The sequence below is a fragment of the Pseudomonas sp. GW821-FHT07B01 genome (assembly GCF_059419065.1).
Map to the genome: position 1 here is coordinate 159414 of NZ_JBWKRA010000007.1, position 24670 is coordinate 184083.

The window sequence follows — 24670 nt, forward strand, 5'->3', positions numbered from 1 at the left end:
ATGAAAATCACCAAACTGACGACCTTTATCGTTCCGCCGCGCTGGTGCTTCCTCAAGGTCGAAACCGACCAGGGTGTGACCGGCTGGGGCGAGCCGGTGGTCGAGGGCCGCGCTCACACGGTGGCCGCCGCCGTCGAAGAACTGTCCGACTACCTGATCGGCAAAGACCCTCGCAATATCGAAGATATCTGGACCGTGCTCTATCGCGGCGGCTTCTACCGAGGCGGCGCGGTGCATATGAGCGCCCTCGCCGGCATCGACCAGGCGTTGTGGGACATCAAGGGCAAGGCCCTCGGTGTATCGGTCAGCGATCTGCTGGGCGGCCAGGTGCGTGACAAGATCCGTGTGTACTCATGGATCGGCGGTGACCGCCCCGCCGATACTGCCCGTGCCGCCAAAGAGGCGGTGGCCCGTGGCTTTACAGCCGTGAAAATGAATGGCACCGAAGAATTGCAGTTTGTCGACAGCTTCGAAAAAGTCGACCTGGCCCTGGCCAACGTCGCTGCCGTGCGCGATGCGGTCGGCCCTAACGTGGGTATTGGCGTCGACTTCCATGGCCGCGTGCACAAGCCGATGGCCAAGGTGCTGATGAAAGAGCTCGACCCGTACAAACTGATGTTCATTGAAGAGCCGGTGCTCAGCGAAAACTACGAAGCGCTGAAAGAACTGGCGCCGCTGACCAGTACGCCGATCGCCTTGGGCGAGCGCCTGTTCTCGCGCTGGGATTTCAAGCGGGTGCTCAGCGAAGGCTACGTCGACATCATTCAGCCGGACGCCTCCCACGCCGGTGGGATTACCGAAACCCGCAAGATCGCCAACATGGCCGAAGCCTACGACGTGGCCCTGGCCCTGCACTGCCCGCTGGGCCCGATTGCCTTGGCGGCATGCCTGCAACTGGATGCGGTTTGCTACAACGCGTTTATCCAGGAGCAGAGCCTGGGTATTCACTACAATGAAAGCAACGATTTGCTCGACTACGTGCGAGACCCGGGCGTATTCGACTATGACCAGGGCTTTGTGAAGATCCCCAACGGCCCGGGGTTGGGCATTGAGATCAACGAGGAGTATGTGGTTGAGCGCGCGGCCATCGGCCATCGCTGGCGCAACCCGATCTGGCGCCATGCCGATGGCAGTTTTGCCGAGTGGTGATTTCCACCTGATTGAAACGCGCTAAAAAATGTGGGAGCTGGCTTGCCTGCGATGGCGGTGGGTCAGTCACTGCAGTGGTGCCATTCATGCCGCCATCGCAGGCAAGCCAGCTCCCACATTGAGCGCGTTCCTTCCTCAACAAATATAAAAAGAGGCACCCCCATGCACCCTGAATCCCTCACCGGGCAGGCTTCTTTAGTCACGCCTAGCAGAAAGCGCTTTTTCATCATGGTGCTGCTGTTTATCACCGTGGTCATCAACTATCTCGACCGTAGCAACCTGTCGATTGCCGCGCCCGCGCTGACCAGCGAGCTGGGGATCGACCCGGTGCAAGTCGGGCTGATTTTCTCTGCCTTCGGCTGGACGTACGCGGCCATGCAAATCCCGGGTGGCTGGCTGGTAGATCGGGTGCCGCCGCGCATTCTCTACACGGCCGCCCTGCTGCTGTGGTCGATTGCCACCGTGATGCTAGGTTTCGCCGCCAGCTTTATCGCGCTGTTCGTGCTGCGCATGGCCGTGGGCGCCTTGGAGGCGCCGGCCTATCCCATCAACAGCCGTGTGGTCACCACCTGGTTTCCCGAGCGCGAGCGTGCCACGGCTATCGGCGTCTATACCTCCGGGCAATTCGTCGGCCTGGCGTTCCTCACTCCGGTACTGGCGTGGCTGCAGCACCAGTACGGCTGGCACATGGTGTTTGTGGTGACCGGGGGCGTCGGCATCCTGTGGGCCGCGATCTGGTACGCGGTGTACCGCGAGCCCAAGGATTTCAAAGGCGCCAACGAAGCCGAAATCCAACTGATCCGCGACGGTGGCGGGCTGGTGGACATGCAGGCTAAAACCGTCAAGGCACCCTTCAGCTGGACCGACCTCGGCATCGTGCTGAGCAAACGCAAGCTGTGGGGCATCTACCTGGGCCAGTTTTGCCTGAACTCCACGCTGTGGTTCTTCCTGACCTGGTTCCCGACGTACCTGGTGAAATATCGCGGCATGGACTTTATCCAGTCTGGCTTGCTGGCCTCCTTGCCGTTCCTGGCCGCGTTTGTGGGCGTGCTGTGTTCGGGGGTGTTTTCCGATTGGCTGATTCGGCGTGGGGCGTCAGTGGGCTTTGCGCGCAAGTTGCCGATCATCAGCGGGCTGCTGATTTCCACGGCGATCATCGGGGCCAACTACGTGGACTCGACGGGGTGGGTCATCGCGTTTCTGGCGGTGGCGTTTTTCGGCAATGGCCTGGCGTCGATCACCTGGTCGTTGGTGTCGACCTTGGCGCCTGCCCGTCTGCTGGGGCTGACCGGCGGGGTGTTCAACTTCATTGGCAACCTGGCGGCGATTGCCACACCTATCGTGATTGGCTTTCTGGCCAGTGGCTCATCGTTTGCGCCGGCCATCACCTATATCGCGGTCTTGGCGTTGCTCGGTGCGCTTTCCTACATAGTGCTGGTCGGCAAAGTAGAGCGGATAGAACTGTAAAGAGGGCGACCTTCGGGTCGCCCTTTTTTCGTTCTACGGCACCGACATCTCGTTGCGAAATATATTGTGCGGGTCCCAGCGCTGCTTGGTACGGCGCAAGCGGCTTTCGATCATCAGATCGGGAAAGAAGATTTTGTACCACTGGGGGTTTTTGCCGTTGGCCGGGTTACCGCCTTTGTAAGTCATGTCGAGGTCGGGGTAATTGATGTAGCAGCCTTCGAACGCATCGTTGAGCGGCACGCCTTGAGCGTCGGCAAACGCGTTGAAGTACAGCCCTCGGATCCAGTCAGCATGGACTTGGTCCGCAGCGGCGCTGTCGCCGTGCCAGTAACATTGGGGTTGCCACTTGAGGAAGGACGAACGCTGGGCGGCCGACGACTCCTTGCGCACGGGCGCGCTGGCGGCGTTGATCTGGCCGCCGAAGGACTGGATCTGGATCAGGCTTTGTGTCAGGTGGTTGTCAGGGTCCGGCCAGGTCAAGGCCCGCCAGATGGCCTCTAATACGTGAGGGCTGAATTCACCTTTCTGATAGGCCGATTTATAGCGCCCACGCTGATTGTCTCCCGAACCATTCAATGTTTGCTGGCACGCCAGCCAATCCAGGCGCCGCGCCGCAGCCTGGGCGGATGACACTGAGTCGATGGGGCGCCCGCCGACTGTGCCAGGCGGCAAATGGACCACATGAAACGGCACCAGCGACTCGGTGGCAGGTAAGCCGATGGCCTTGAGTATCTTGTCGACAAAATCATCGAAGGGCGCAAGGTCGTTCAGCTCACCCTCCTTGTCCACATAATGGATGCCCAGGGTGATATTGCCTGTGTGCTCGTGGCGCATTTCCAGTTTGGTCGCCAGGCCCCAGGTGTCCGGGTTGTTCTGATGGCTGGCAAACCATAGCTGGTAAGCCGCCAGCAGATTGTTCAGTGCATCCTGGGTCAGTACTGACCAACCCCATTCCAACACCAGCCACAGTACTTCTTTGGGGGCCGGTGGCAGGTCTTCGAAGTAATAGCTGGTAATAATGCCGAATTGCCCACCCCCCGCACCGCAGCACGCGGCGAACAGGTCCAATTCGTCCTGTTGGGTGCTGTCCCGGCTGACATGGCGCGGTTCGAGCTCTTTGCCTTGGCTGTCAGGCACCAGGATATCGACCCCACTGAGCCAGTCACACACCAGTCCATACTTGCGCGACAGCAGCCCGTAGCCGCCACCACAAATGTGCCCGCCCAGGCCCACTGAGTAACATGAGCCGCCGGGCAGGGTCTTGTTGGCCTGCTTGTACAACGCGCTATAGCTGTCCCAGACCTGGCTGCCGGCCTCTAGGCGAAAGCGGTAGCGAAAGGGCTGCGTCGGGCTCAGCTCTGAGCCGATTTGCCCGCTGGCGTCGTACACCTCTCGGTTCAGCGCGCTGATATCCAGGATCGACAGCACCTCATTCGGGCTGTCGGGCATCTTGTTGGCGACAAACCCTTCGTAGCAATGACCGCCGCTGCGTACGGTGATGCGCCCATTGGGCAGGGCCAATGCCTGGGCGGCGGCGTCCATGATGTCTTGCGGGCTGCGGCACAGGTAAATCAGATTGGCGCCCTTGGTCGACGACTGGCCCTGCACGTTTCCCAAGGGCCAGCGCAGGTTGAAGCCTTTTTGTAGGGCTGAGTGACGACGGTCTGAAACCGTGACGAGATCAAATGCCATGATGTACTCCTTAAAGAGACAAGAATGACTTCTGATGCGGCTAACTTAACGACCGAGGGGCAAGGACTGCAGGACTTGCGAAGGTGGTTAGACGGCAAAGGGCACGAAGTGCGATAAAAAAGGAGGTGGGCGACATGCCCACCTCCTTTGAAGCCTAGCGTATGAGCTGCGGTCGTTGTGCAGTTTACTTGCGTGCGTTGCGAACACCTTCCGACAGCGCCGCGCACAGGGTCAGTACGCCATCAATGGCTTGCTGGTCGTTCTTGGCCGTGGCGATGTGATCGATCAGCGCCGAACCCACTACCACCCCGTCTGCCAGGCGTGCGATGGCCGCTGCCTGGTCCGGTGTGCGGATACCAAAGCCGATGCTGATCGGCAGGTCGGTATGACGGCGCAGGCGGGTCACGGCTTCTTCGACGTGTTCCAGAGTGGCGGCGCCCGCCCCGGTGACACCGGCGACCGACACGTAATACACAAACCCGGAGCTGCCATTGAGCACAGTAGGCAGGCGCACATCATCGGTGGTCGGCGTGGTCAGGCGGATAAAGTCGATGCCTGCGGCCTGGGCCGGGTCGCACAGCTCGCCGTTGTGCTCGGGGGGCATGTCCACCACGATCAGGCCGTCGACGCCAGCTGCCTTGGCATCGGCAATGAACTGCGACACGCCATATTTATGGATCGGGTTGAAATAGCCCATCAACACCAGCGGCGTGTCGTTGTTGTCCTGGCGGAACTCGCGAACCATCTGCAGGGTTTTCAACAGGTTCTGTTTGGCAGCCAGCGCGCGGATATTGGCCAGTTGAATGGCCGGGCCGTCGGCCATCGGGTCGGTGAAGGGCATGCCCAGTTCGATGACGTCGGCGCCAGCGGCCGGCAAGCCCTTGAGGATCGCCAGCGAGGTGTCATAGCCGGGGTCGCCAGCGGTGACGAAGGTCACCAGGGCGGCGCGGTTTTGTTCTTTAAGTTGCGCAAAGCGCGTTTGCAGGCGGCTCATCAGTGTTTCTCCTGCTTGGACTGTTCCATATGGTGCATCACGGTCTGCATGTCTTTGTCGCCACGGCCCGAGAGATTGACCACCATCAGATGATCCTTGGGCAAGTTTGGCGCGCGCTTGAATACTTCAGCCAGGGCATGGGCGCTTTCCAGGGCAGGAATGATCCCTTCCAGGCGGCAGCATTTGTGGAAGGCTTCCAGGGCTTCGTCGTCCGTTACCGAGGTGTATTGGACGCGGCCAATGTCATGCAACCAGGCGTGTTCCGGGCCGATGCCGGGGTAGTCCAGGCCTGCGGAAATCGAGTGGGCGTCGATGATCTGGCCGTCGTCGTCCTGCAGCAGGAAGGTGCGATTGCCGTGCAGCACGCCCGGGACGCCGCCGTTGAGGCTGGCGGCGTGCTTGCCGGTTTCGATGCCATGGCCTGCGGCTTCAACGCCGATGATCTCGACGCTGGTGTCATCCAGGAACGGGTGGAACAGGCCCATGGCGTTGGAACCGCCGCCGATGCACGCCACCAGGCTGTCCGGCAGGCGGCCTTCCTGGGCTTGCAGCTGGGTGCGGGTTTCCTTGCCGATCACTGCCTGGAAGTCGCGCACCATCGCCGGGTATGGGTGTGGGCCGGCCACGGTGCCGATCAGGTAGAAGGTGCTGTCGACGTTGGTGACCCAGTCGCGCAGGGCTTCGTTCATGGCGTCTTTGAGGGTGCCGGTGCCGGCGACCACGGGGATGACCTCGGCGCCCAGCAGCTTCATGCGAAACACGTTGGCCTGCTGGCGCTCGATGTCGGTGGTGCCCATGTAGATCACGCATTGCAGGCCAAAGCGCGCCGCCACAGTTGCGGTGGCCACGCCGTGCATGCCGGCGCCGGTCTCGGCGATGATGCGTTTTTTGCCCATGCGCCGGGCCAGCAGGATCTGGCCGATGCAGTTGTTGATCTTGTGCGCGCCGGTGTGGTTGAGCTCTTCACGCTTGAGGTAGATCTTGGCGCCGCCGCAGAACTCGGTGAGGCGTTCGGCAAAGTACAGCGGGCTTGGGCGTCCGACATAATCGCGCTGAAAGTAGGCCAATTCTTCGTTAAACGCCGGATCTACCTTCGCCGCTTCGTATTCACGGGCCAGGTCGAGAATCAACGGCATCAGGGTTTCAGCGACGTAGCGGCCGCCGAACGCACCAAACAGGCCGTTGGCGTCGGGGCCGTTGCGTAGATCGGTCTGGGACTGAGTCATGGGACGCTCCAGGAAAGAATGTGTTTAAAGGCAATGACGGTCACTCTACTCGTGACGCCCTGGCCTGAAAACCGATAAGATCGCCGTAACCTGTCAGGAAAACTCACAAATGAGTCGTGATCTCCCGCCCCTTAATGCCCTGCGCGCTTTTGAAGCCACTGCTCGCCTTAACAGCGTCAGCCAGGCTGCGCAGCTATTGCACGTGACCCACGGTGCGGTCAGCCGGCAGTTGAAAGTACTGGAGGAGCATTTGGGCGTGAGCCTGTTCGTCAAGGATGGACGCGGCCTTAAACTCACAGATGCTGGCGTCAGGCTACGAGATGCCAGCAGCGAGGCTTTTGAGCGGTTGCGCGACGTGTGCGCCGAACTCACCCAACGCGGCGCTGATGCGCCCTTCGTTCTTGGCTGTTCAGGCAGCTTGCTGGCTCGTTGGTTTATCCCTCGGCTGGGGCGGTTGAATGCCGACTTGCCGGATTTACGCCTGCACCTGTCGGCGGGCGAAGGCGATCTGGACCCGCGCCGTCCGGGGCTGGATGCCCTGCTGGTATTCGCTGAGCCGCCTTGGCCGGCGGACATGCAAGTGTATGAACTGGCCAGCGAGCGTATCGGCCCGGTCTTGAGCCCCCGCTTCGCCGGTTTTGAACACCTGCGTCAGGCCCCAGCGTCGGAACTGCTGGAGCAACCCTTGCTTCACACCACGTCAAGGCCGCAAGCCTGGCCCAGTTGGGCACGGCAACACGGCATCGAACCCGGTGCGCTGAAGCTCGGCCAGGGGTTTGAGCATTTGTATTATTTACTGGAAGCGGCGGTTGCCGGCTTGGGAGTGGCAATTGCGCCAGAACCGCTGGTGGCAGAGGACCTGCGAGCGGGTCGCCTGGTGGCGCCGTGGGGGTTCAGTGAAACCCCGGCGCACCTGGCGTTGTGGCTACCCAAGCGCGCCGCAGACGGGCGCGCCGGGCAGTTGGCGCAATGGCTCAAGGCTGAGCTGTTGCGTCAACCGGTGTAACCGGTCAATCAGTCACCGCGCTTGCACAGCAGGTAAGCCGCCAGCAGGCCCAGCGCGCCCACGGCGACGCCAGCGGTCGTCCATGGGTGCTCTTGTGCGTAGTCACGGGTGGCAGCGCTGGTTTCGCGGATTTTGACTTTGCTTTCTTCGTAGGCGTCGCTGATCAGATGGCGAGAGTGCTTGAGCGCGTTCTCGGCATTGCTCTTCAAGGCCTTCAGCGTTTTGCGCGACTCATCGGACGCGTCGTCCTTGAGGCTCTCCAGAGATTTGAGCAGGCTCGAAATCTCGGCTTCCATGCTTTCCAGCGACGCTTTGCGTAAAGAAGTGTTGGCCATGTGGACATCTCCTGAAGTGATTGAGTGGCGTGTGTAGATACCGACTGCGCCGGTTTCAGAAAGTGCAGTAATTCTGAACTTTCGCCTCCCAACGGTCGCCTGAAGCAGTACGCACATTCGCTGCTAGTCTTGATTGACGACCTAAAGACGACCTAAAGGAGAAACGCCATGAGTGATCATCACACGTACAAGAAAGTCGAACTGGTAGGCTCTTCCACCACCAGCATCGAAGACGCGATCAACAATGCTCTGGCCGAAGCCAACAAGAGCATCAAGCATCTGGAGTGGTTTGAGGTGACCGAAACCCGTGGTCACATCAAGGATGGCAAGGCTGCGCACTTCCAGGTCACGCTCAAAGTGGGATTTCGCATTGCCAGTAGTTGATCGGCAGAGTTGAACTTTGCCCGCTGGCCGATTGCCATAACCTGCGCTACAAACAACGGGTGCCGACGCGATGAGCGTCGGCACGCTCTTTTTGATCAGCGCAAGGAAAGTAACGGATGAAGAAGTTTCTGTTAGCGGTAGGGTTGTTGAGCATTGCGGGTACCGCTATGGCGGCGGGCAAGCCTTGTGAAGAGCTGAAAAGCGAAATCGCAGCGAAAATCGACGCCAAGGGTGCTTCGGGGTATTCGCTGGAAGTGGTGGACAAAGGTGCTACGCCAAGTGACCACACAGTAGTTGGCACCTGCGAAGGTGGCACCAAGGAAATTGCCTACAAGCGCGGCTAACCTCGTGCTGTATAAGCGACGCACCTGTGGCGAGGGAGCTTGCTCCCGCTGGGCTGCGTAGCGGCCCCAAAAAAATGGGAGCGCTGCGCACTCCAGCGGGAGCAAGCTCCCTCGCCACAGGTATATCGTTTTACCATTCAGCCCTTCATCACTTGTGCAAGCAGCTCGTAAGAATGAATCCGGTCTGCGTGCTCATACAGGTCACTGGTAAAAATCAGCTCATCGGCACCGGTCTGCTCGATCAACACCTCCAACTTGCCGCGAATCTTCGCGGGGCTACCCACCATGGCCAGCCCGAGGAAGCTGCCCACCGCGTCTTCTTCATGGGGCAACCACAGGCCGTCCATGGTTTTTACAGGAGGGCGCTGCACCAGACTCTGGCCGCGCATCAACGCCAGAATACGCTGGTACACCGAGGTGGCCAGGTAATCGGCCTGCTCATCGGTGTCCGCGGCCACCAGCGGAATGCCGAGCATCACGTAGGGCTTGTCCAGCACCGCCGAAGGCTTGAAGTGATTGCGGTACACGCGAATTGCTTCGTGCATCAGGCGCGGCGCGAAATGGGAGGCGAAGGCGTAAGGCAAGCCACGCTCACCGGCCAATTGCGCGCTGAACAGGCTTGAACCCAGCAGCCACACTGGCACATTGGTGCCGGTGCCCGGTACCGCGATAACCCGTTGGTCGGGCGTACGCGGGCCCAGGTAGGCCATCAGCTCGGCCACATCTTCGGGGAAGTCATCGGCACTGCCGGAGCGTTCACGGCGCAGGGCGCGGGCGGTCATCTGGTCTGAACCGGGCGCACGCCCCAGGCCCAGGTCAATACGACCGGGGTAGAGGCTTTCAAGGGTGCCGAACTGCTCGGCGATCACCAGTGGCGCGTGGTTAGGCAGCATCACCCCGCCGGAACCCACCCGAATGGTCGAGGTGCCGCCTGCCAGGTAACCGAGCAGTACCGAGGTGGCCGAACTGGCGATACCGTCCATATTGTGGTGCTCGGCTACCCAGAAACGGTGGTAGCCGAACTTCTCCACATGCTGGGCCAGGTCCAGGGAATTACGCAGGGACTGCGCCGGGTTGCCGTCGGCGCGCACGGGCACGAGGTCAAGGGTCGAGAATTTTACGTCGGACAGCGATTTCATAAGCCTGCTTCTCCAATGGGGGCGCAGGCTTTCTATACGAACCAAAACCTGCCGCTTCATGTGCATGCTCTATGCAATGAGGGCATATACCCGAGATTCAATAGGTAGATCTGAAATTTCCTACTAGATTGCTAGGTTTCTCTTACGAATGAACTTTGTTTTGACGTCTATCCTCAGAACCCTTACCGACGCAAAACCACCGTTCGAGGAGAAAGCTATGAGTATCGTTAAAAAGGCATCCGCGCATTGGGAAGGCGACCTGAAGACTGGCCTGGGCTCCATTTCCACCGAAACCGGCGTGCTGCGCGAAGCGCCCTACGGCTTCAAGGCCCGCTTCGAGGGCGGCAAGGGTACCAACCCTGAAGAATTGATCGGCGCGGCTCACGCCGGCTGTTTCTCCATGGCGTTTTCCATGATTCTCGGCGACGCCGGGCTGAAGGCTGACAGCATCGACACCCAGGCCGAAGTGACCCTGGACCAGGTCGAGGGCGGCTTTGCGATTACAGCAGTGCATCTGATCCTGAAGGCCAAAATTCCAGGCGCGAGCCAGGCGCAGTTCGATGAACTGAGCAAAAAGGCCAAGGAAGGGTGCCCGGTGTCCAAGGTGCTGAATGCAACCATCACCTTGGATGCCACGCTGATCAACTGACACAGCAGTCATCTTATGTGGGAGCGGGCTTGCTCGCGAATGCAGTGGATCAGCCGATATCTTCGGTGACTGATACTGCGTATTCGCGAGCAAGCCCGCTCTCACATTTTTGGTGCTGCGTTAAATTAGAACTCGTGTTTGCAAAATGTGGTCGAATAGCCCATGCAGCCTAGGCGCACACTCGTGCGCAGCGCATTCAGGGAGCTCCACACATGAAACGTTTTGCCTTGGCAATCATCTGCGGTGTATTGGCCACTTCGGCCGTGGCCGCGCCAAAAGATTGTGAAGAGCTCAGGAAAGAAATCGAAGTGAAGATCCAGGCCAAGGCGATTCCGTCCTACACCCTGGAAATCATCACCGCCGAAGAAGCCAAGAACCATGACGAAGCCATGATTGTCGGCTCATGCGAAAACGGCACCAAGCGCATCATCTATCAAAAGAACAATGACTGACTCAGATGCAGTTCACGCTGCGCTCTTCGGCCAGTAGCTGGCGGGTTGAGTCGTACAGCCGGATGTTGGGCGTGAACGCCAGTGAGCGCCCTTCCAGCACATAGCGCTGGCCGGCCTGAAAGTGGTCGTACTGCAGCGTCATGAAGCAGGTGCGATACATCATCTGGCTGAGGCCACCCAGGCCGCCGCCGGCGGGCACTTCAAAGTCAAAGCGCACCATTAGCTCGTGAGGGCCGGGAGGCATTTGAAAAAAGCGCCCGTCGTCGAGGTTTTTCCCGTCAAGGCGCTGAGCCATTACCAACTTGGAACCCGGGGTGGGCGTGGTGAAATCGACCCAGGCCTGCTGCGGGTCCACGGGGGGGATGGGGGTCGAGGCGCAAGCGCTGAGGAATACAGCGGCGACGGGAAGCAAGAGCTGGCGCATGGCAGGTACTCAACACGAGAAGAGGCTTGAGTATAAACATGCCATGCCGTGGAAAAATCCCCTGCAAGCGCGATAGTCTGGCGAACCCATCATCCAGGAGCAGTCAGGGCATGATCAGACGTTTTCTTCCAGGGCTGATGGCTGTGCTGCTCAGCGGCTGCTCCAGTGTCAGTTATTACAGCCAGTTGGCGAGTGGCCAGTGGCAGCTGTTGCGGGCCCGGGAGCCGGTTGCCGAGGTCATCGCCGACCCTGCTCGCCGGCCAGCGCTGCGCGAGCATCTGGCTCAATCGCAGAAAGCCCGAACCTTTGCCAGTGAACACCTGCATCTGCCTGACAACCAAAGTTACCGGCTCTATGCCGATATCGGCCGACCCTATGTGGTCTGGAATGTCTTCGCCACGCAGGAATTTTCCCTGTCGCCACAGAACCATTGCTTTCCCATCGCCGGTTGCGTCGCCTATCGCGGCTACTACAACCAGGGCGCGGCGCGGGGCGAGGCGGCGCTGTTGCGGCGACAGGGCATGGATGTGTCGATCGGTGGCGTGGAGGCCTATTCCACCCTGGGCTGGTTCAACGACCCGATCATGAGCTCGATGATGAGCTGGGGCGATGAGCGCCTTGCCACGCTGATTTTCCATGAGCTGGCCCACCAGCGCTTCTACGTGAAGGATGACACCGAGTTCAACGAGTCCTATGCCAGTTTTGTCGAGCAGGAGGGCACGCGCCAATGGCGTGCGGCGCGGGGCCTGGCGCCTATCGGCGATGCGGCGTTGAAGCAACGCGATCAATTTATCCGGCTGATTCTCGATACCCGCAAACGTCTGGAGGCGTTGTACGCGCAGCCGTTGGCAGCGGACGCGATGCGCCGGGCCAAAGCGGCGCAATTCGAGCAGTTGCGCAGCGAATACCGGCACCTGCGTGATAGCCAATGGGGTGGTGACAAGCGTTATGACGCCTGGATCAACCAGCCGATGAATAACGCGCGGCTTTTGCCGTTTGGGTTGTATGACCAATGGGTGCCGGCGTTTGCGGCGTTGTTTGCGCGGGAAGGCGGGGATTGGATTAGGTTTTATGCGGCGGTGGAGCGGTTGGGTGGGTTGCCGGTGGAGCAGCGTAAAGCGGCGTTGAGGCAGTTGGAGAAGGTGGGTCGTTAGGGCCTCTTCGCGGTCTCAAGGACGCTGCAAAAACGCCTGATGCATCTGGTCCAACGTCTCGAAATGCCAGGTCGGTGCCTCGGCACTCAGTTCTTCAAAACTACCAAACCCATACCCCACGGCAGCCGAATCCAGCCCATTACTGCGTGCCCCGATCAGGTCATGCTTGCGATCACCGATCATCAAGGTGGTGGCCGGGTCCAGCCGTTCCTCACGCATCAAATGCGCGATCAACTCGACCTTGTTGGTACGCGTGCCGTCCAGTTCGCTGCCGTAGATCACCTTGAAGTGCTTGGCAAAATCGAAATGCCGTGCAATCTCGCGGGCAAATTCCCACGGTTTGGAGGTGGCGATGTACAGCTGGCGCCCTTGGCTGTTCAGCTCTTCCAATAGCGCCATGACGCCGTCGAACACCCGGTTTTCATACAGGCCGGTGACCTTGAAGCGCTCACGGTAGAAATTCACCGCCTCCCATGCCTTGGCCTCGTCGAAGGCGTAAAACTGCATGAACGCCTGCAGCAAGGGCGGGCCGATGAAGTGTTCGAGCTTGGTCAGGTCGGGCTCATCAATGCCCAGCTTGGCCAGGGCGTACTGGATCGAACGCGTGATGCCCTCGCGCGGGTCGGTGAGCGTGCCGTCCAGGTCGAAGAGGACCGTTGGGTGGTTGAGGGTCATTGATCGAATCCTTCTGCCAGGTGCAGGTCCTTGAGCTTCACGTAGTTCGCAGCGCTGTAGGTGAAAAAGGCACGCTCCTTGTCCGTCAGCGCGCGGACCTGTTTAACCGGGCTGCCCACGTACAGGAAGCCGCTGTCGAGTTTCTTGCCAGGCGGCACCAGGCTGCCGGCGCCGATGATCACGTCGTCTTCGACCACGGCACCGTCCATCACAATGCTGCCCATGCCGATCAGTACACGGTTGCCGACGGTGCAGCCATGCAGCATGACCTTATGGGCGATGGTCACATCGTCGCCGATCAGCAACGGGAAACCCTCAGGATTGAACGGCCCGGCATGGGTAATGTGCAGCACGCAGCCGTCTTGCACGCTGGTGCGCGCACCGATGCGGATGCGGTGCATGTCGCCGCGAATCACCGTCAGCGGCCAAACCGAGCTGTCAGTGCCGATTTCGACATCGCCGATCACCACCGCCGAAATATCGACAAACGCCCCGGCGCCGAGGGTTGGCGTGTGGTTCTGATAGGTGCGAAGGGTCACGATAGCCTCTCTCTCTTCTGCTGATAGCTGCGGTGGGTGTTGATTGTAATTAAGATGGCCCCATCTTTGTTCTACATGTTTCTTCAGCCAAGGTGCCCACCGTGAGCGCGAACAACCCTCTTTTGCAGTCCTACGACCTGCCGCCGTTCTCGGCGATCCGTGCCGAGCACGTCCAGCCGGCCATCGAACAGATCCTCGCCGACAACCGCGTGGCAATCGCAGAGATCCTGCAAAGCCAGGGTAAAAATCCGACGTGGGCCGGCTTGGTCCTGGCCATGGATGAACTCAATGATCGCCTCGGCGCGGCCTGGAGCCCGGTCAGCCATCTCAATGCCGTGTGCAACAGCGCCGAACTGCGCGAAGCCTACGAGGCGTGCCTGCCGGCATTGAGCGCCTACTCCACCGAAATGGGCCAGAACCGTGAGCTGTTCCAGGCCTTCGAAGCCCTGGCCAACAGCCCGGAAGCTGCCGGTTTCGATGTGGCACAAAAAACCATTCTGGAACACTCCCTGCGTGACTTCCGCCTGTCGGGTATCGACTTGCCGCCGGAGCAGCAAAAACGCTACGCCGAGGTGCAGAGCAAGCTGTCCGAGTTGGGCAGCAAATTCTCCAACCAGTTGCTGGACGCTACCCAGGCCTGGACCAAGCACGTCACTGATGAGGCGACACTTGCCGGCCTGACCGATTCGGCCAAGGCGCAAATGGCTGCCGCCGCCCAGGCCAAGGGCCTCGACGGCTGGCTGATCACGTTGGAATTCCCCAGCTACTACGCCGTCATGACCTACGCCCAGGACCGTGCCCTGCGTGAAGAGGTGTACGCCGCCTACTGCACCCGTGCGTCGGACCAAGGCCCGAATGCCGGTCAGAACGATAACGGCCCGGTGATGGAGCAGATCCTCGACCTGCGTCAGGAACTGGCCCAATTGTTGGGTTATGCGTCGTTCTCCGAGTTGAGCCTGGCCACCAAGATGGCCGAATCCAGCGATCAGGTGCTGAGCTTCCTGCGCGACCTGGCCAAGCGCAGCAAGCCGTTTGCCGCCCAGGACCTGCAGCAACTCAAGGCCTACGCCGCCGAGCAAAGCTGCGCCGACCTGCAGAGCTGGGACAGCGGTTTCTACGGCGAAAAACTGCGTGAGCAGCGTTACAGCGTGTCCCAGGAAGCCCTGCGCGCCTACTTCCCCATCGACAAAGTGCTGGGCGGCCTGTTTGCCATTGTGCAGCGCCTGTACGGCATCGAGATCGCTGAGCTTAAAGGCTTCGACACCTGGCACCCGGATGTGCGCTTGTTCGAGATCAAGGAGAACGGCGAGCACGTCGGACGCTTCTTCTTCGACCTGTATGCCCGCGCCAACAAGCGTGGCGGTGCCTGGATGGACGGTGCCCGTGACCGCCGCCGTACCCTTGATGGCGTGCTGCAAAGCCCCGTGGCCAACCTGGTGTGCAACTTCACCCCGGCCGACAGGGGCAAGCCTGCACTGCTGACCCACGATGAAGTCACCACCCTGTTCCACGAATTCGGCCACGGCCTGCATCACCTGCTCACCCGCGTGGAGCACGCCGGCGTATCCGGTATCAACGGTGTGGCGTGGGACGCGGTGGAACTGCCGAGCCAATTCATGGAGAACTGGTGCTGGGAGCCTGAAGGCCTGGCGCTGATCTCCGGCCACTACGAAACCGGCGAGCCCCTGCCCCAGGACCTGCTGGAAAAAATGCTCGCGGCGAAAAACTTCCAGTCCGGTCTGATGATGGTGCGTCAGCTGGAGTTCTCGCTGTTCGACTTTGAACTGCACGCCACCCATGGCGATGGTCGCAGCGTGGCCCAGGTACTTGAAGGCGTGCGCGATGAAGTCTCGGTCATGCGCCCACCGGCCTACAACCGCTTCCCCAACAGCTTCGCTCACATCTTTGCCGGTGGTTATGCGGCGGGTTACTACAGCTACAAATGGGCGGAAGTGTTGTCGGCGGACGCGTTCTCCAAGTTTGAGGAAGACGGCGTGCTCAACGCCCAGACCGGGCGTGCCTTCCGTGAAGCCATCCTTGCCCGTGGCGGCTCCCAGGCGCCGATGGTGCTGTTCGTCGATTTCCGCGGCCGCGCGCCGTCGATTGACGCACTCTTGCGCCACAGCGGCCTGAGTGAGGACGCAGCAGCATGAGTGAAGGGCCTGTGATCACCAAAAAGCAATTTATCGCCGGGGCGGTCTGCCCGGCGTGCAGCGAGCCGGACAAGTTGAAGATGTGGACCGAAGACAGCGTGCCGCACCGCGAATGCGTGGCCTGCGGGTATACCGATACGCTGAATGATCAAGGCCTGTCGGTGCCCAAGGAATTGGGCACTAGGGTCAATACCACCGCGTTGAAAGCGCCGGCGGATCCTAAAGTGCAGGCAGTGCAGTTCTTCCCGAACCCGAAGCTGAAAAAAGACTAAGCCGGCACTCACTGTAGGAGCGAGCTTGCTCGCGAAGAACTCAACAGCGCGGCGTTTACCCAGGAAAACGCGCGTTATCGTTAACGTTCTTCGCGAGCACGCTCGCTCCTACAATTTTTTTCTTCCTTACCCGTTGTGGTGATCCAGCCTTTCATTGAGCACAACGCAAAGGCGCTGGTGCTGCAATCCCCATTCGCCAAAGCTGCGCGCAACTTGTCGACATCGGCTTTCATCATGTAGCGAACGCCATCCTTGAAACCATTGCTGCTGCCAAAGCCGCCCAAGGTCATTTCGTTCAGCGCGTCCTCCTTGCTCCACCCTTGAACCACCACACGATACATCGCTGCCATCAGGCCGGTGCGGTCGGCGCCGTGCTTGCAATGCATCAACACCGGGCCATCGGCCTCTGCTGCCTGAATTGCTCTGATTGCCGCCAGCACGTCGGCATCGTCGACGTGGTTGGTGCGATAGCTCAACTGCACCTGTTTGATATCAGAGGATTGGAGCCACTGCGTATCAGATTCTGGCAAGAAGTTGATGACCGTAACGATCTTGAGTTTTTGCAATAACGGCAGCGCACGTCCATCCGGCAATGCGCTGCGATAGAGCGTGGGTGTCATCTGGTGCAGGTTGTATTGGTTACCCACCGGCTGGGCCCACTCCGGCGAGCGGATCGACGCAGCCTCATCGGCTTGTACGGTGCTGAACAGGCTCATGAGCGCCAGGCCGAGAACGAGGAGTAAGCGTGTGTTGAACATGAACGTCGTGACCGAGCTAGGAAGTGGCTGATGGGCTGCAGATTCACTGAAAGCGGGTCAATACGGCGTGAGGTCCGTGTCAAAGAATCGTGATGCTTGCGATCTGATCCGGTGTTTTTGTCACCGAATCGACGCCTCTGAATTCTTAGCCTGCTATCATTTGTAACGAATGTTTGCCATTGTGCTGTGTGTGCTTGGATCCAATTAGCGGCAAAGCCTTCACGCTGCTCCCAGAAGCGGCGGATAAACCCGTGACCACATGATGAGGTGTACCTATGTCTGATCAAGATCAAGACAACCCCCGGCGTGACTTTTTACGCAAATCCTTGACCTTGATCCCGGTGGTCACGGTTGCCAGCACCGGCCTTGGCGGTTCGATGTTGATGGCCACTCCGGAACCGGCCCAGGCCGAGCCGGCCAAACCCGCGGTCAGCGACAAAGCCTACGAGCCAAGTTATTTCACGGCCGAGGAATGGGCGTTTATCAACGCCGCCGTCGAGCGCTTGATTCCCGCTGACGCCCAGGGACCCGGTGCCTTGGAAGCTGGCGCACCGGAATACATCGACCGCCAGATGAACACCCCTTACGCCAGTGGCGCCCTGTGGTTCATGCAAGGCCCGTTCAACGCTGATGCGGCGCCGGAGATGGGCTGGCAAAGTAAATTGGTACCCAAGGAGATCTATCGCCTCGGCATTGCTGCTACGGATGCGTGGTCGAAAGCGTTCAACGGTAAGGCTTTTGCTGCGCAAGACAGCGCTACCCGAGACGATATGCTGCGACGCCTGGAGGCTGGCGGCAGTGAAGTCGCTGCGCACTTCGACGCGGTGCCGCCCAAGATGTTCTTCAACCTTTTGCTGCAAAACACCAAGGAAGGCTTCTTCTGCGACCCTATCCACGGCGGTAATAAAGGCATGGTCGGCTGGACCATGATCGGCTTTCCCGGCGCCCGCGCCGATTTCATGGATTGGGTGGAACGCAACGAGCAATACCCCTTCCCGGCTGTTTCCATTCGCGGCGAGAGGGCGTAAACGTGGCGACCATCATGAAGAAAGTGGATGCAGTGATTGTGGGCTTCGGCTGGACGGGCGCGATCATGGCCAAAGAGCTGACAGAAGCGGGCCTCAACGTGGTAGCGCTGGAGCGCGGCCCGATGCAGGACACTTATCCAGACGGCAACTATCCCCAGGTCATCGACGAATTGACCTACAGCGTGCGTAAGAAGCTGTTCCAGGACATCTCCAAAGAAACGGTGACCATTCGCCACAGCGTGAATGACGTCGCCCTGCCCAATCGTCAGTTGGGCGCGTTCTTGCCGGGTAATGGCGTTGGTGGTGCGGGGCTGCACTGGTCGGGCGTGCATTTTCGCGTTGATCCAATTGAGCTGCGCATGCGCAGCCATTACGAAGAGCGCTACGGGAAGAACTTCATTCCCAAGGACATGACCATCCAGGACTTCGGCGTCAGCTATGAAGAGCTGGAGCCGTTTTTCGATTATGCGGAAAAAGTCTTTGGCACCTCCGGGCAAGCCTGGACGGTCAAGGGCCAACTGGTCGGCGAAGGCCGTGGCGGCAACCCCTACGCGCCGGATCGATCCAACCCGTTTCCGCTTGCGGCGCAGAAAAATACCGTCTCCGCCCAGCTGTTTCAGAAAGCGGCGACCGACGTAGGTTACAAACCTTACAACCTGCCTTCGGCCAACACGTCGGGGCCGTACACCAACCCCTACGGTGCGCAGATGGGCCCGTGCAACTTCTGCGGTTTTTGCAGTGGCTACGTGTGCTACATGTATTCCAAAGCATCGCCAAACGTGAACATCCTGCCGGCCTTGCGCCAGGTGCCCAACTTCGAGCTGCGGCCCAATTCCCACGTGCTCAAGGTCAACCTCGACAGCACCAAGAAGAAAGCCACCGGCGTGACCTACATCGACGCCCAGGGCCGCGAATGTGAACAACCGGCCGACCTGGTGATTCTTGGCGCATTCCAGTTCCATAACGTGCGCCTGATGCTGCTGTCGGGCATCGGCAAGCCCTACGACCCGATTACCAACGAGGGTGTGGTAGGCCGCAACTTCGCCTACCAGAACATGGGCACCATCAAGGCGTTCTTCGACAAGGACACCCACACCAACAACTTTATCGGCGCGGGCGGCAATGGCGTGGCCATCGACGACTTCAACGCCGACAACTTTGACCATGGCCCCCATGGCTTTGTGGGGGGGTCGCCGATGTGGGTCAACCAGGCGGGCAGCCGGCCGATTGCCGGTACGTCCAACCCGCCGGGCACGCCGGCGTGGGGCAGTGCCTGGAAGCGCGCCACCGCCGATTACTACACCCATCAAGTCTCAATGGATTCCCACGGTGCCCATCAGTCCTACCGGAGCAACTACCTGGATCTGGACCCGGTTTACCGCGATGCCTACGGCCTGCCGCTGCTGCGCATGACCTTCGACTGGCAAGAAAACGACATCAAGATGAACCGCTTCATGATGGAAAAAATGGGCAAAGTGGCCCAGGCCATGAACCCCAAGGCCATCGCCGTGCTGGGTAAAAAGGTCGGTGAGCATTTCAATACCGCCTCCTACCAGACCACCCACCTCAACGGTGGCGCGATCATGGGCACCGACCCGAAAACCAGTGCGTTGAACCGCTACTTGCAGAGCTGGGATGTACACAACGTCTTTGTCCCTGGTGCTTCCGCTTTCCCACAAGGCTTGGGCTACAACCCTACCGGCCTGGTGGCAGCGTTGACCTATTGGTCGGCACGAGCGATTCGCGAGCAGTACCTCAAAAACCCCGGCCCGCTGGTTCAGGCATAAGGAGCGATGACCATGAAAGCACTCGTTATCGCCTCCCTGGCGCTGTTCAGCAGCTGCTCGATCAGCGCCGCCGAAACCGATCTGATCAAGCAGGGTGAATACCTGGCGCGCGCCGGCGACTGCGTCGCCTGCCACACCGCCAAGGGTGGAAAGCCCTTCGCTGGCGGCCTGCCGATGGAAACGCCCATTGGCGTGATCTACTCCACCAACATCACCCCGGACAAGACCGGTCTGGGCGACTACAGCTTCGAGGATTTCGACAAGGCCGTGCGCCATGGCGTCGCCAAGAACGGTAGTACGCTTTACCCGGCGATGCCCTACCCGTCTTACGCACGTGTCAGCGACAGCGATATGCAAGCGCTGTATGCGTACTTCATGAAGGGGGTCGAACCGGTTGCCCAGGAAAACAAGGACAGCGATATTCCCTGGCCCCTGAGCATGCGTTGGCCGTTGGCGGCCTGGCGCTGGATGTTTGCCCCGGCAGTCGAGGCGCATCAGCCGCAAGCCGCTGCCGACCCGGTGATCGATCGCGGTGCCTACCTGGTGGAAGGTCTCGGACATTGCGGCGCCTGCCATACGCCGCGTGCCCTGACCATGCAGGAAAAAGCCCTGAGTGCCACGGACGGCAGCGCCTTCCTCTCTGGCAGTGCGCCGTTGGAAGGCTGGATTGCCAAAAGCCTGCGCGGCGACCACAAGGACGGTCTCGGCAGCTGGAGCGAGGAACAGTTGGTGCAGTTCCTCAAGACCGGTCGCAGCGACCGCAGTGCGGTGTTCGGCGGCATGAGTGATGTGGTCGTGCACAGCATGCAGTACATGTCCCAAGAGGACCTGACCGCTATCGCCCGTTACCTCAAGAGCCTGCCGGCTGTCGATCCCAAGGATCAGCCGCACCAGTACGACAAACAGGTAGCGCAAGCGTTGTGGAAGGGGGACGACAGCAAGCCGGGTGCGTCGGTGTACATCGACAACTGCGCGGCCTGCCACCGTACCGACGGCCATGGCTATACGCGGGTGTTCCCGGCGCTGGCGGGCAACCCGGTGTTGCAGACGGCAGATGCCACGTCGTTGATCAACATTGTGTTGAACGGCGGCACCTTGCCGGCCACCCATGCGGCGCCGTCAACCTTCACCATGCCGGCGTTTGCCTGGCGTCTGTCGGACCAGGAAATGGCGGATGTGGTCAGTTTTATCCGTGGCAGTTGGGGCAACCAGGGCGCACCGGTAAAGGCGAGCGATGTGGCGGATCTGCGCAAAAACGATCTGCACACCACCTCGGGCGATGACCTGGGGCAGGTGACGCAAAAGCACTGATAAGTTCGCTGGCCGCCCAACGGCACTGGTCAGAAGTTCCGCGTCTCGATACTGTATATAAAAACAGTATCGAGGCGTTTTCATGTCTACTGCGCTGCCGCCCCGTGGCCGGGGTACGGCCACCAACCTGCACAATCGCTTTGCACCCACCGTCAGCGTGGCCGAGGACGACGGTTGGTACCAGGAAGTGCCGCCGACCCAAGGCACCGAAGTGCGTATCGAAACGGCCAAGACCATCATCACCCGCAACACCTCCCCGGACTTGCCGTTCGATCGGTCCATCAATCCGTATCGCGGTTGTGAACATGGTTGCATCTACTGCTATGCACGGCCCAGCCATGCCTATTGGGACATGTCGCCCGGGCTGGACTTTGAAACCAGATTGATTGCCAAGAGCAACGCGGCCGATGTGCTGGAACAGCAGTTGTCGAAGCCGGGCTACGTGTGTGCGCCGATCAACCTGGGCTCCAATACCGATCCGTACCAGCCAATCGAGCGCGAGTACCGGATCACCCGGCAAACCCTTGAAGTACTACTGCGCTACCGCCACCCGGTGACTATCATCACCAAGGGCTCGCTGATCCTGCGCGACCTCGACCTGCTGACCGAGTTGGCCCGCCAGCGGCTGGTGGCGGTGATGATCAGCCTCACCAGCCTGGACGATGAGCTCAAGCGCATCCTGGAACCGCGCACCGCAGCGCCCAAAGCACGGCTGCGGGCGATTCGGGTAATGCGCGACGCGGGTATCCCGGTGGGCGTGCTGTGCTCGCCAATGATCCCGATGATCAACGACAGCGAGCTGGAGAGCCTGCTTACCGAAGCTCACGCGGCCGGCGCACAAAGCGCGGCGTATATGATGCTGCGCCTGCCGTTGGAGGTGGCGCCGTTGTTCGAGGAGTGGCTGGCGGCCCATTACCCCCAGCGAGCCGCCCATGTGATGAGCCTGGTGCGTCAAGTACGCGGGGGTGAGGTGTATGACAGCCGGTTTGGCGTGCGTATGCGCGGTGAAGGGCCGTTTGCCGATTTGCTGGCGCAGCGTTTCAGCAAGGCGATCAAGCGTCTGGGGCTGAATCGGCGGGAAGGGTTCAACCTTGATTGCACGGCGTTTTGCCCACCGGGCAGGCAGATGGCTTTGTTGTAGACTGATGGAGAGGTGTGCATCTCTGCTGTAGGAATAGTCGCGTTTTGACATCACTGAAACCCGCGTTCTAGAGCGGTTCATTCAGTTTGAGTTAAGTTTCGACGGTTACCTTGTTCAGCGAGTGACTGATGAGTCGGCGGCCTGGCCGGTGCTTGTTTTACAACTATTTCACCGCCATGGCGTCGAACTGACCTGAACCCTCCCCTGCATTGATCAAGAGGATGAATCATGAGTGACAAGGATAAACAGCCGTTGGCTGCGTCGGCTTCAGCCCCTCAGGTGGCGGAATCCGCCGATGCAGCGCTGCAGCATATCGTTGACGGCTTTTTGCATTTCCATCACGACGTCTTCCCCCAGCAGGAAGAACTCTTCAAGAAACTCGCCACCGCCCAGAGCCCACGGGCGATGTTCATCACCTGCGCCGACTCGCGTATCGTGCCCGAGCTGATCACCCAAAGCTCCCCAGGCGACCTGTTCGTGACCCGTAACGTCGGTAACGTGGTGCCGCCTTACGGCCAGATGAACGGTGGTGTTTCCACCGCTATCGAGTACGCGGTGCTCGCCCTTGGCGTACAGCACATCATCGTGTGCGGGCATTCGGACTGCGGCGCCATGCGTGCGGTGCTCAACCCCGACAGCCTGGAGAAGATGCCAACGGTCAAGGCCTGGTTGCGTCACGCCGAGGTCGCCAAGACCATGGTCCATGACAACTGCGACTGCGCCAACGAAGGCGAGAGCATGGCGGTGCTGACCGAAGAAAACGTCATCGCCCAACTGCAACATTTGCGCACCCACCCTTCCGTGGCTTCGCGCATGGCCAATGGTCATTTGTTTATCCATGGTTGGATCTACAACATCGAGACCAGCGAAATTCGGGCCTACGATGCGGACAAAGCGGCGTTCCGACCGCTGAACGGCACCGAGCCGATCCCTTCAGCGACGCCTAAAGCGCGCTTCTAAAACACTTCCCTGCCGGGTAATGCGGTGGCTGCCATGGATGCAGCCAGGCTTTACCGCGCCCGGCGAATGCCTCGGGAGAGTCATCATGCGTGCTGCTCAATTGAAAGCTGTATTGCCACGGGAGCTGCTCGCCTCGGTGGTTGTTTTTCTGGTCGCCTTGCCACTGTGCATGGGCATCGCGATTGCGTCCGGCATGCCGCCGGCCAAAGGCCTGATCACTGGCATCATCGGCGGCTTGGTGGTGGGCTGGTTGGCCGGCTCGCCGCTGCAAGTCAGCGGCCCGGCGGCGGGTCTGGCGGTACTGGTGTTCGAACTGGTGCGCCAGCACGGCATGCTGATGCTGGGGCCGATCCTGTTGCTGGCCGGCTTCCTGCAATTGGTGGCCGGGCGTTTGCGCCTGGGCTGCTGGTTTCGCGTCACCGCGCCGGCGGTGGTCTACGGCATGTTGGCCGGTATTGGCGTGTTGATCGTGCTGTCGCAGATCCATGTGATGCTCGACGGCGCGCCCAAGCCGTCAGGGCTGGATAACCTCGCAGGCTTCCCGGCAGCGCTGGCTGAAGCGATTCCTACCTTCGGCGGCGGCCTCGGCTGGCAGGCTGGCGTACTCGGCCTGTCGACGATGTTGGTGATGTACCTGTGGGACAAATTCCGCCCGCAACAACTGCGGTTTGTGCCTGGCGCGTTGCTTGGCGTGGGCCTGGCCACTGTCGCCAGCCTAGTGCTGGCGTTGCAGGTCAAGCGAGTGGAAGTCCCGGAAAACCTGGCGGACGCTATCGACTGGCTGCGCCCCAGCGACCTGCTGAACCTGGCAGATCCACAGCTTTTGATCGCGGCATTCGCCGTGGCGTTTATTGCCAGTGCCGAAACCCTGCTGTCTGCCGCAGCGGTGGACCGCATGCACAGTGGTCAACGTTCCGATTTCGACAAGGAATTGTCGGCCCAAGGCGTGGGCAACATGCTCTGCGGCCTGGTGGGTGCATTGCCAATGACCGGCGTGATCGTACGCAGCTCGGCTAACGTCCAGGCTGGTGCTACCACGCGTCTGTCGGCGATGTTCCATGGCCTGTGGTTGCTGGGTTTCGTGCTTTTGCTGTCGAGCGTGCTGCAGAGCATTCCGGTCGCGAGCCTGGCGGGTGTGCTGGTATACACCGGGATCAAGCTGGTAGACGTCAAGGCGTTCAAGGCGCTGGGGCGCTATGGGCGGATGCCGATGTTCACCTATGCGGCCACCGCGCTGGCAATCATCTTTACCGATTTGCTGACCGGCGTGCTGGTGGGCTTCGGGCTCACATTGCTCAAGTTGGCCTTCAAGGCCTCGCGCCTGAAAGTCAGCCTGATCGACCTGCCCCAGGAAGGTGAGATGGAGCTGCGTTTGACGGGGGCGGCGACCTTTCTGAAGGTGCCGGCGTTGACTCAGGTGTTGTCGGCGGTGCCTGCGGGGACCACCCTGCATGTGCCGTTGAGCAACTTGAGTTACATCGACCACTCTTGCCTGGAGTTGCTGGAAGAATGGGGCCGGGCCAATGCGGCCAAGGGCTCGACGTTGGTGATCGAGGCGCGTGGGTTGAAGCGTCGGCTGGAAGGTCGGGTGCGAACGACAGTGGGGATCGGCTCAGCGCCTGCCTGACCCT

25 protein-coding genes are annotated in these 24670 nt (G+C 60.3%); 16 read left to right on the forward strand and 9 right to left on the reverse strand.

The features are described from left to right. Together dgoD and AC07S6_RS10510 are read left to right on the forward strand one after the other, a co-directional pair. Positions 1-1149 (forward strand): galactonate dehydratase, encoded by a 1149-nt coding sequence (gene dgoD, locus AC07S6_RS10505; RefSeq protein ID WP_003187297.1) that lies wholly within the window; start codon positions 1-3, stop codon positions 1147-1149. Positions 1150-1311: 162 nt separating this feature from the next. After that, positions 1312-2616 carry an MFS transporter gene (locus tag AC07S6_RS10510; RefSeq protein ID WP_495112263.1) on the forward strand — a complete coding sequence of 435 codons (1305 nt, stop codon included), beginning with the start codon at positions 1312-1314 and terminating at the stop codon, positions 2614-2616. A 33-nt stretch (positions 2617-2649) separates the two neighbouring features. Here AC07S6_RS10510 and AC07S6_RS10515 read toward each other — a convergent pair whose 3' ends face one another. From AC07S6_RS10515 to trpB, 3 genes are all read right to left on the reverse strand, one after another. Further along, positions 2650-4308, reverse strand: a complete 1659-nt coding sequence (locus AC07S6_RS10515; protein ID WP_495112264.1) for an FAD-binding oxidoreductase — start codon at positions 4306-4308, stop codon at positions 2650-2652. Between the two features lie 184 nt (positions 4309-4492). Next, entirely contained in the window at positions 4493-5302 is an 810-nt protein-coding gene (gene trpA / locus AC07S6_RS10520) for a tryptophan synthase subunit alpha (protein ID WP_014716305.1), read from the reverse strand. Next, entirely contained in the window at positions 5302-6528 is a 1227-nt protein-coding gene (gene trpB / locus AC07S6_RS10525) for a tryptophan synthase subunit beta (protein ID WP_014716306.1), read from the reverse strand. Before trpB ends, trpA begins: the two co-directional genes overlap by 1 nt. Before the next feature lie 109 nt (positions 6529-6637). Between trpB and AC07S6_RS10530 the strand changes: the two genes are divergently transcribed. Then, positions 6638-7534 carry a LysR family transcriptional regulator gene (locus AC07S6_RS10530; RefSeq protein WP_019816921.1) on the forward strand — a complete coding sequence of 299 codons (897 nt, stop codon included), beginning with the start codon at positions 6638-6640 and terminating at the stop codon, positions 7532-7534. An 8-nt stretch (positions 7535-7542) separates the two neighbouring features. On the opposite strand, the gene AC07S6_RS10535 is transcribed toward AC07S6_RS10530, so the two are convergent. Next, a complete protein-coding gene (locus AC07S6_RS10535; RefSeq protein WP_003187304.1) occupies positions 7543-7869 on the reverse strand; it encodes an ElaB/YgaM/YqjD family protein in 327 nt (108 codons plus the stop codon). Between the two features lie 168 nt (positions 7870-8037). Here AC07S6_RS10535 and AC07S6_RS10540 point away from each other — a divergent pair, with 168 nt between their 5' ends. Further along, the gene (locus AC07S6_RS10540; RefSeq protein ID WP_005783406.1) at positions 8038-8253 is read left to right on the forward strand and encodes a dodecin; all 216 of its coding nucleotides are present in this window, start codon (positions 8038-8040) and stop codon (positions 8251-8253) included. Between the two features lie 116 nt (positions 8254-8369). Further along, a complete protein-coding gene (locus tag AC07S6_RS10545) occupies positions 8370-8597 on the forward strand; it encodes a DUF1161 domain-containing protein (protein WP_014716308.1) in 228 nt (75 codons plus the stop codon). Positions 8598-8734: 137 nt separating this feature from the next. Here the strand turns inward: AC07S6_RS10545 and AC07S6_RS10550 are convergent, their stop codons facing one another. Then, the gene (locus AC07S6_RS10550) at positions 8735-9736 is read right to left on the reverse strand and encodes an LLM class flavin-dependent oxidoreductase (RefSeq protein ID WP_495112265.1); all 1002 of its coding nucleotides are present in this window, start codon (positions 9734-9736) and stop codon (positions 8735-8737) included. A gap of 217 nt (positions 9737-9953) precedes the next feature. On the opposite strand from AC07S6_RS10550, the gene AC07S6_RS10555 reads away from it, so the two are divergent. Next, complete coding sequence (locus tag AC07S6_RS10555; RefSeq protein ID WP_490614959.1) at positions 9954-10385, forward strand: OsmC family protein; 432 nt, start codon at positions 9954-9956, stop codon at positions 10383-10385. Positions 10386-10597: 212 nt separating this feature from the next. Next, complete coding sequence (locus AC07S6_RS10560; protein WP_003187312.1) at positions 10598-10837, forward strand: DUF1161 domain-containing protein; 240 nt, start codon at positions 10598-10600, stop codon at positions 10835-10837. Between the two features lies 1 nt (position 10838). Here AC07S6_RS10560 and AC07S6_RS10565 read toward each other — a convergent pair whose 3' ends face one another. Beyond that, positions 10839-11261 carry a PA0061/PA0062 family lipoprotein gene (locus AC07S6_RS10565; RefSeq protein ID WP_034134140.1) on the reverse strand — a complete coding sequence of 141 codons (423 nt, stop codon included), beginning with the start codon at positions 11259-11261 and terminating at the stop codon, positions 10839-10841. Positions 11262-11371: 110 nt separating this feature from the next. Between AC07S6_RS10565 and AC07S6_RS10570 the strand changes: the two genes are divergently transcribed. Beyond that, positions 11372-12415, forward strand: a complete 1044-nt coding sequence (locus AC07S6_RS10570; RefSeq protein ID WP_495112266.1) for an aminopeptidase — start codon at positions 11372-11374, stop codon at positions 12413-12415. A gap of 15 nt (positions 12416-12430) precedes the next feature. Here AC07S6_RS10570 and AC07S6_RS10575 read toward each other — a convergent pair whose 3' ends face one another. Together AC07S6_RS10575 and AC07S6_RS10580 are read right to left on the reverse strand one after the other, a co-directional pair. Next, positions 12431-13090 carry an HAD family hydrolase gene (locus AC07S6_RS10575; protein WP_495112267.1) on the reverse strand — a complete coding sequence of 220 codons (660 nt, stop codon included), beginning with the start codon at positions 13088-13090 and terminating at the stop codon, positions 12431-12433. Further along, positions 13087-13629: a gamma carbonic anhydrase family protein gene (locus AC07S6_RS10580; RefSeq protein WP_057975185.1), complete on the reverse strand. Its 543-nt coding sequence runs from the start codon at positions 13627-13629 to the stop codon at positions 13087-13089. Before AC07S6_RS10580 ends, AC07S6_RS10575 begins: the two co-directional genes overlap by 4 nt. Before the next feature lie 101 nt (positions 13630-13730). Here AC07S6_RS10580 and prlC point away from each other — a divergent pair, with 101 nt between their 5' ends. Continuing rightward, positions 13731-15782 (forward strand): oligopeptidase A, encoded by a 2052-nt coding sequence (gene prlC, locus AC07S6_RS10585; protein WP_495112268.1) that lies wholly within the window; start codon positions 13731-13733, stop codon positions 15780-15782. After that, positions 15779-16054, forward strand: coding sequence for a YheV family putative zinc ribbon protein (locus AC07S6_RS10590; protein ID WP_020301415.1), 276 nt, complete (start codon positions 15779-15781; stop codon positions 16052-16054). The genes prlC and AC07S6_RS10590 overlap by 4 nt, the downstream gene beginning before the upstream one ends. An 80-nt stretch (positions 16055-16134) precedes the next feature. On the opposite strand, the gene AC07S6_RS10595 is transcribed toward AC07S6_RS10590, so the two are convergent. Continuing rightward, positions 16135-16812 carry a dual specificity protein phosphatase family protein gene (locus AC07S6_RS10595; RefSeq protein ID WP_495112269.1) on the reverse strand — a complete coding sequence of 226 codons (678 nt, stop codon included), beginning with the start codon at positions 16810-16812 and terminating at the stop codon, positions 16135-16137. Positions 16813-17087: 275 nt separating this feature from the next. On the opposite strand from AC07S6_RS10595, the gene AC07S6_RS10600 reads away from it, so the two are divergent. The 6 genes from AC07S6_RS10600 to AC07S6_RS10625 all read left to right on the forward strand — a co-directional run bounded on the left by AC07S6_RS10600 (position 17088) and on the right by AC07S6_RS10625 (position 24666). Continuing rightward, the gene (locus AC07S6_RS10600) at positions 17088-17840 is read left to right on the forward strand and encodes a gluconate 2-dehydrogenase subunit 3 family protein (protein WP_003187325.1); all 753 of its coding nucleotides are present in this window, start codon (positions 17088-17090) and stop codon (positions 17838-17840) included. 2 nt (positions 17841-17842) lie between these two features. Next, positions 17843-19627: a GMC family oxidoreductase gene (locus AC07S6_RS10605; RefSeq protein ID WP_014716318.1), complete on the forward strand. Its 1785-nt coding sequence runs from the start codon at positions 17843-17845 to the stop codon at positions 19625-19627. A 12-nt stretch (positions 19628-19639) separates the two neighbouring features. Further along, a complete protein-coding gene (locus AC07S6_RS10610) occupies positions 19640-20938 on the forward strand; it encodes a c-type cytochrome (RefSeq protein ID WP_495112270.1) in 1299 nt (432 codons plus the stop codon). Between the two features lie 82 nt (positions 20939-21020). Then, on the forward strand, positions 21021-22079 hold the full coding sequence (locus AC07S6_RS10615) for a PA0069 family radical SAM protein (RefSeq protein ID WP_495112271.1): 1059 nt from the start codon (positions 21021-21023) through the stop codon (positions 22077-22079). 228 nt (positions 22080-22307) lie between these two features. Further along, entirely contained in the window at positions 22308-23039 is a 732-nt protein-coding gene (locus AC07S6_RS10620) for a carbonic anhydrase (protein ID WP_003187331.1), read from the forward strand. Between the two features lie 85 nt (positions 23040-23124). Further along, positions 23125-24666, forward strand: a complete 1542-nt coding sequence (locus tag AC07S6_RS10625) for a SulP family inorganic anion transporter (protein ID WP_014716321.1) — start codon at positions 23125-23127, stop codon at positions 24664-24666. The last annotated feature ends 4 nt before the right edge of the window (positions 24667-24670 follow it).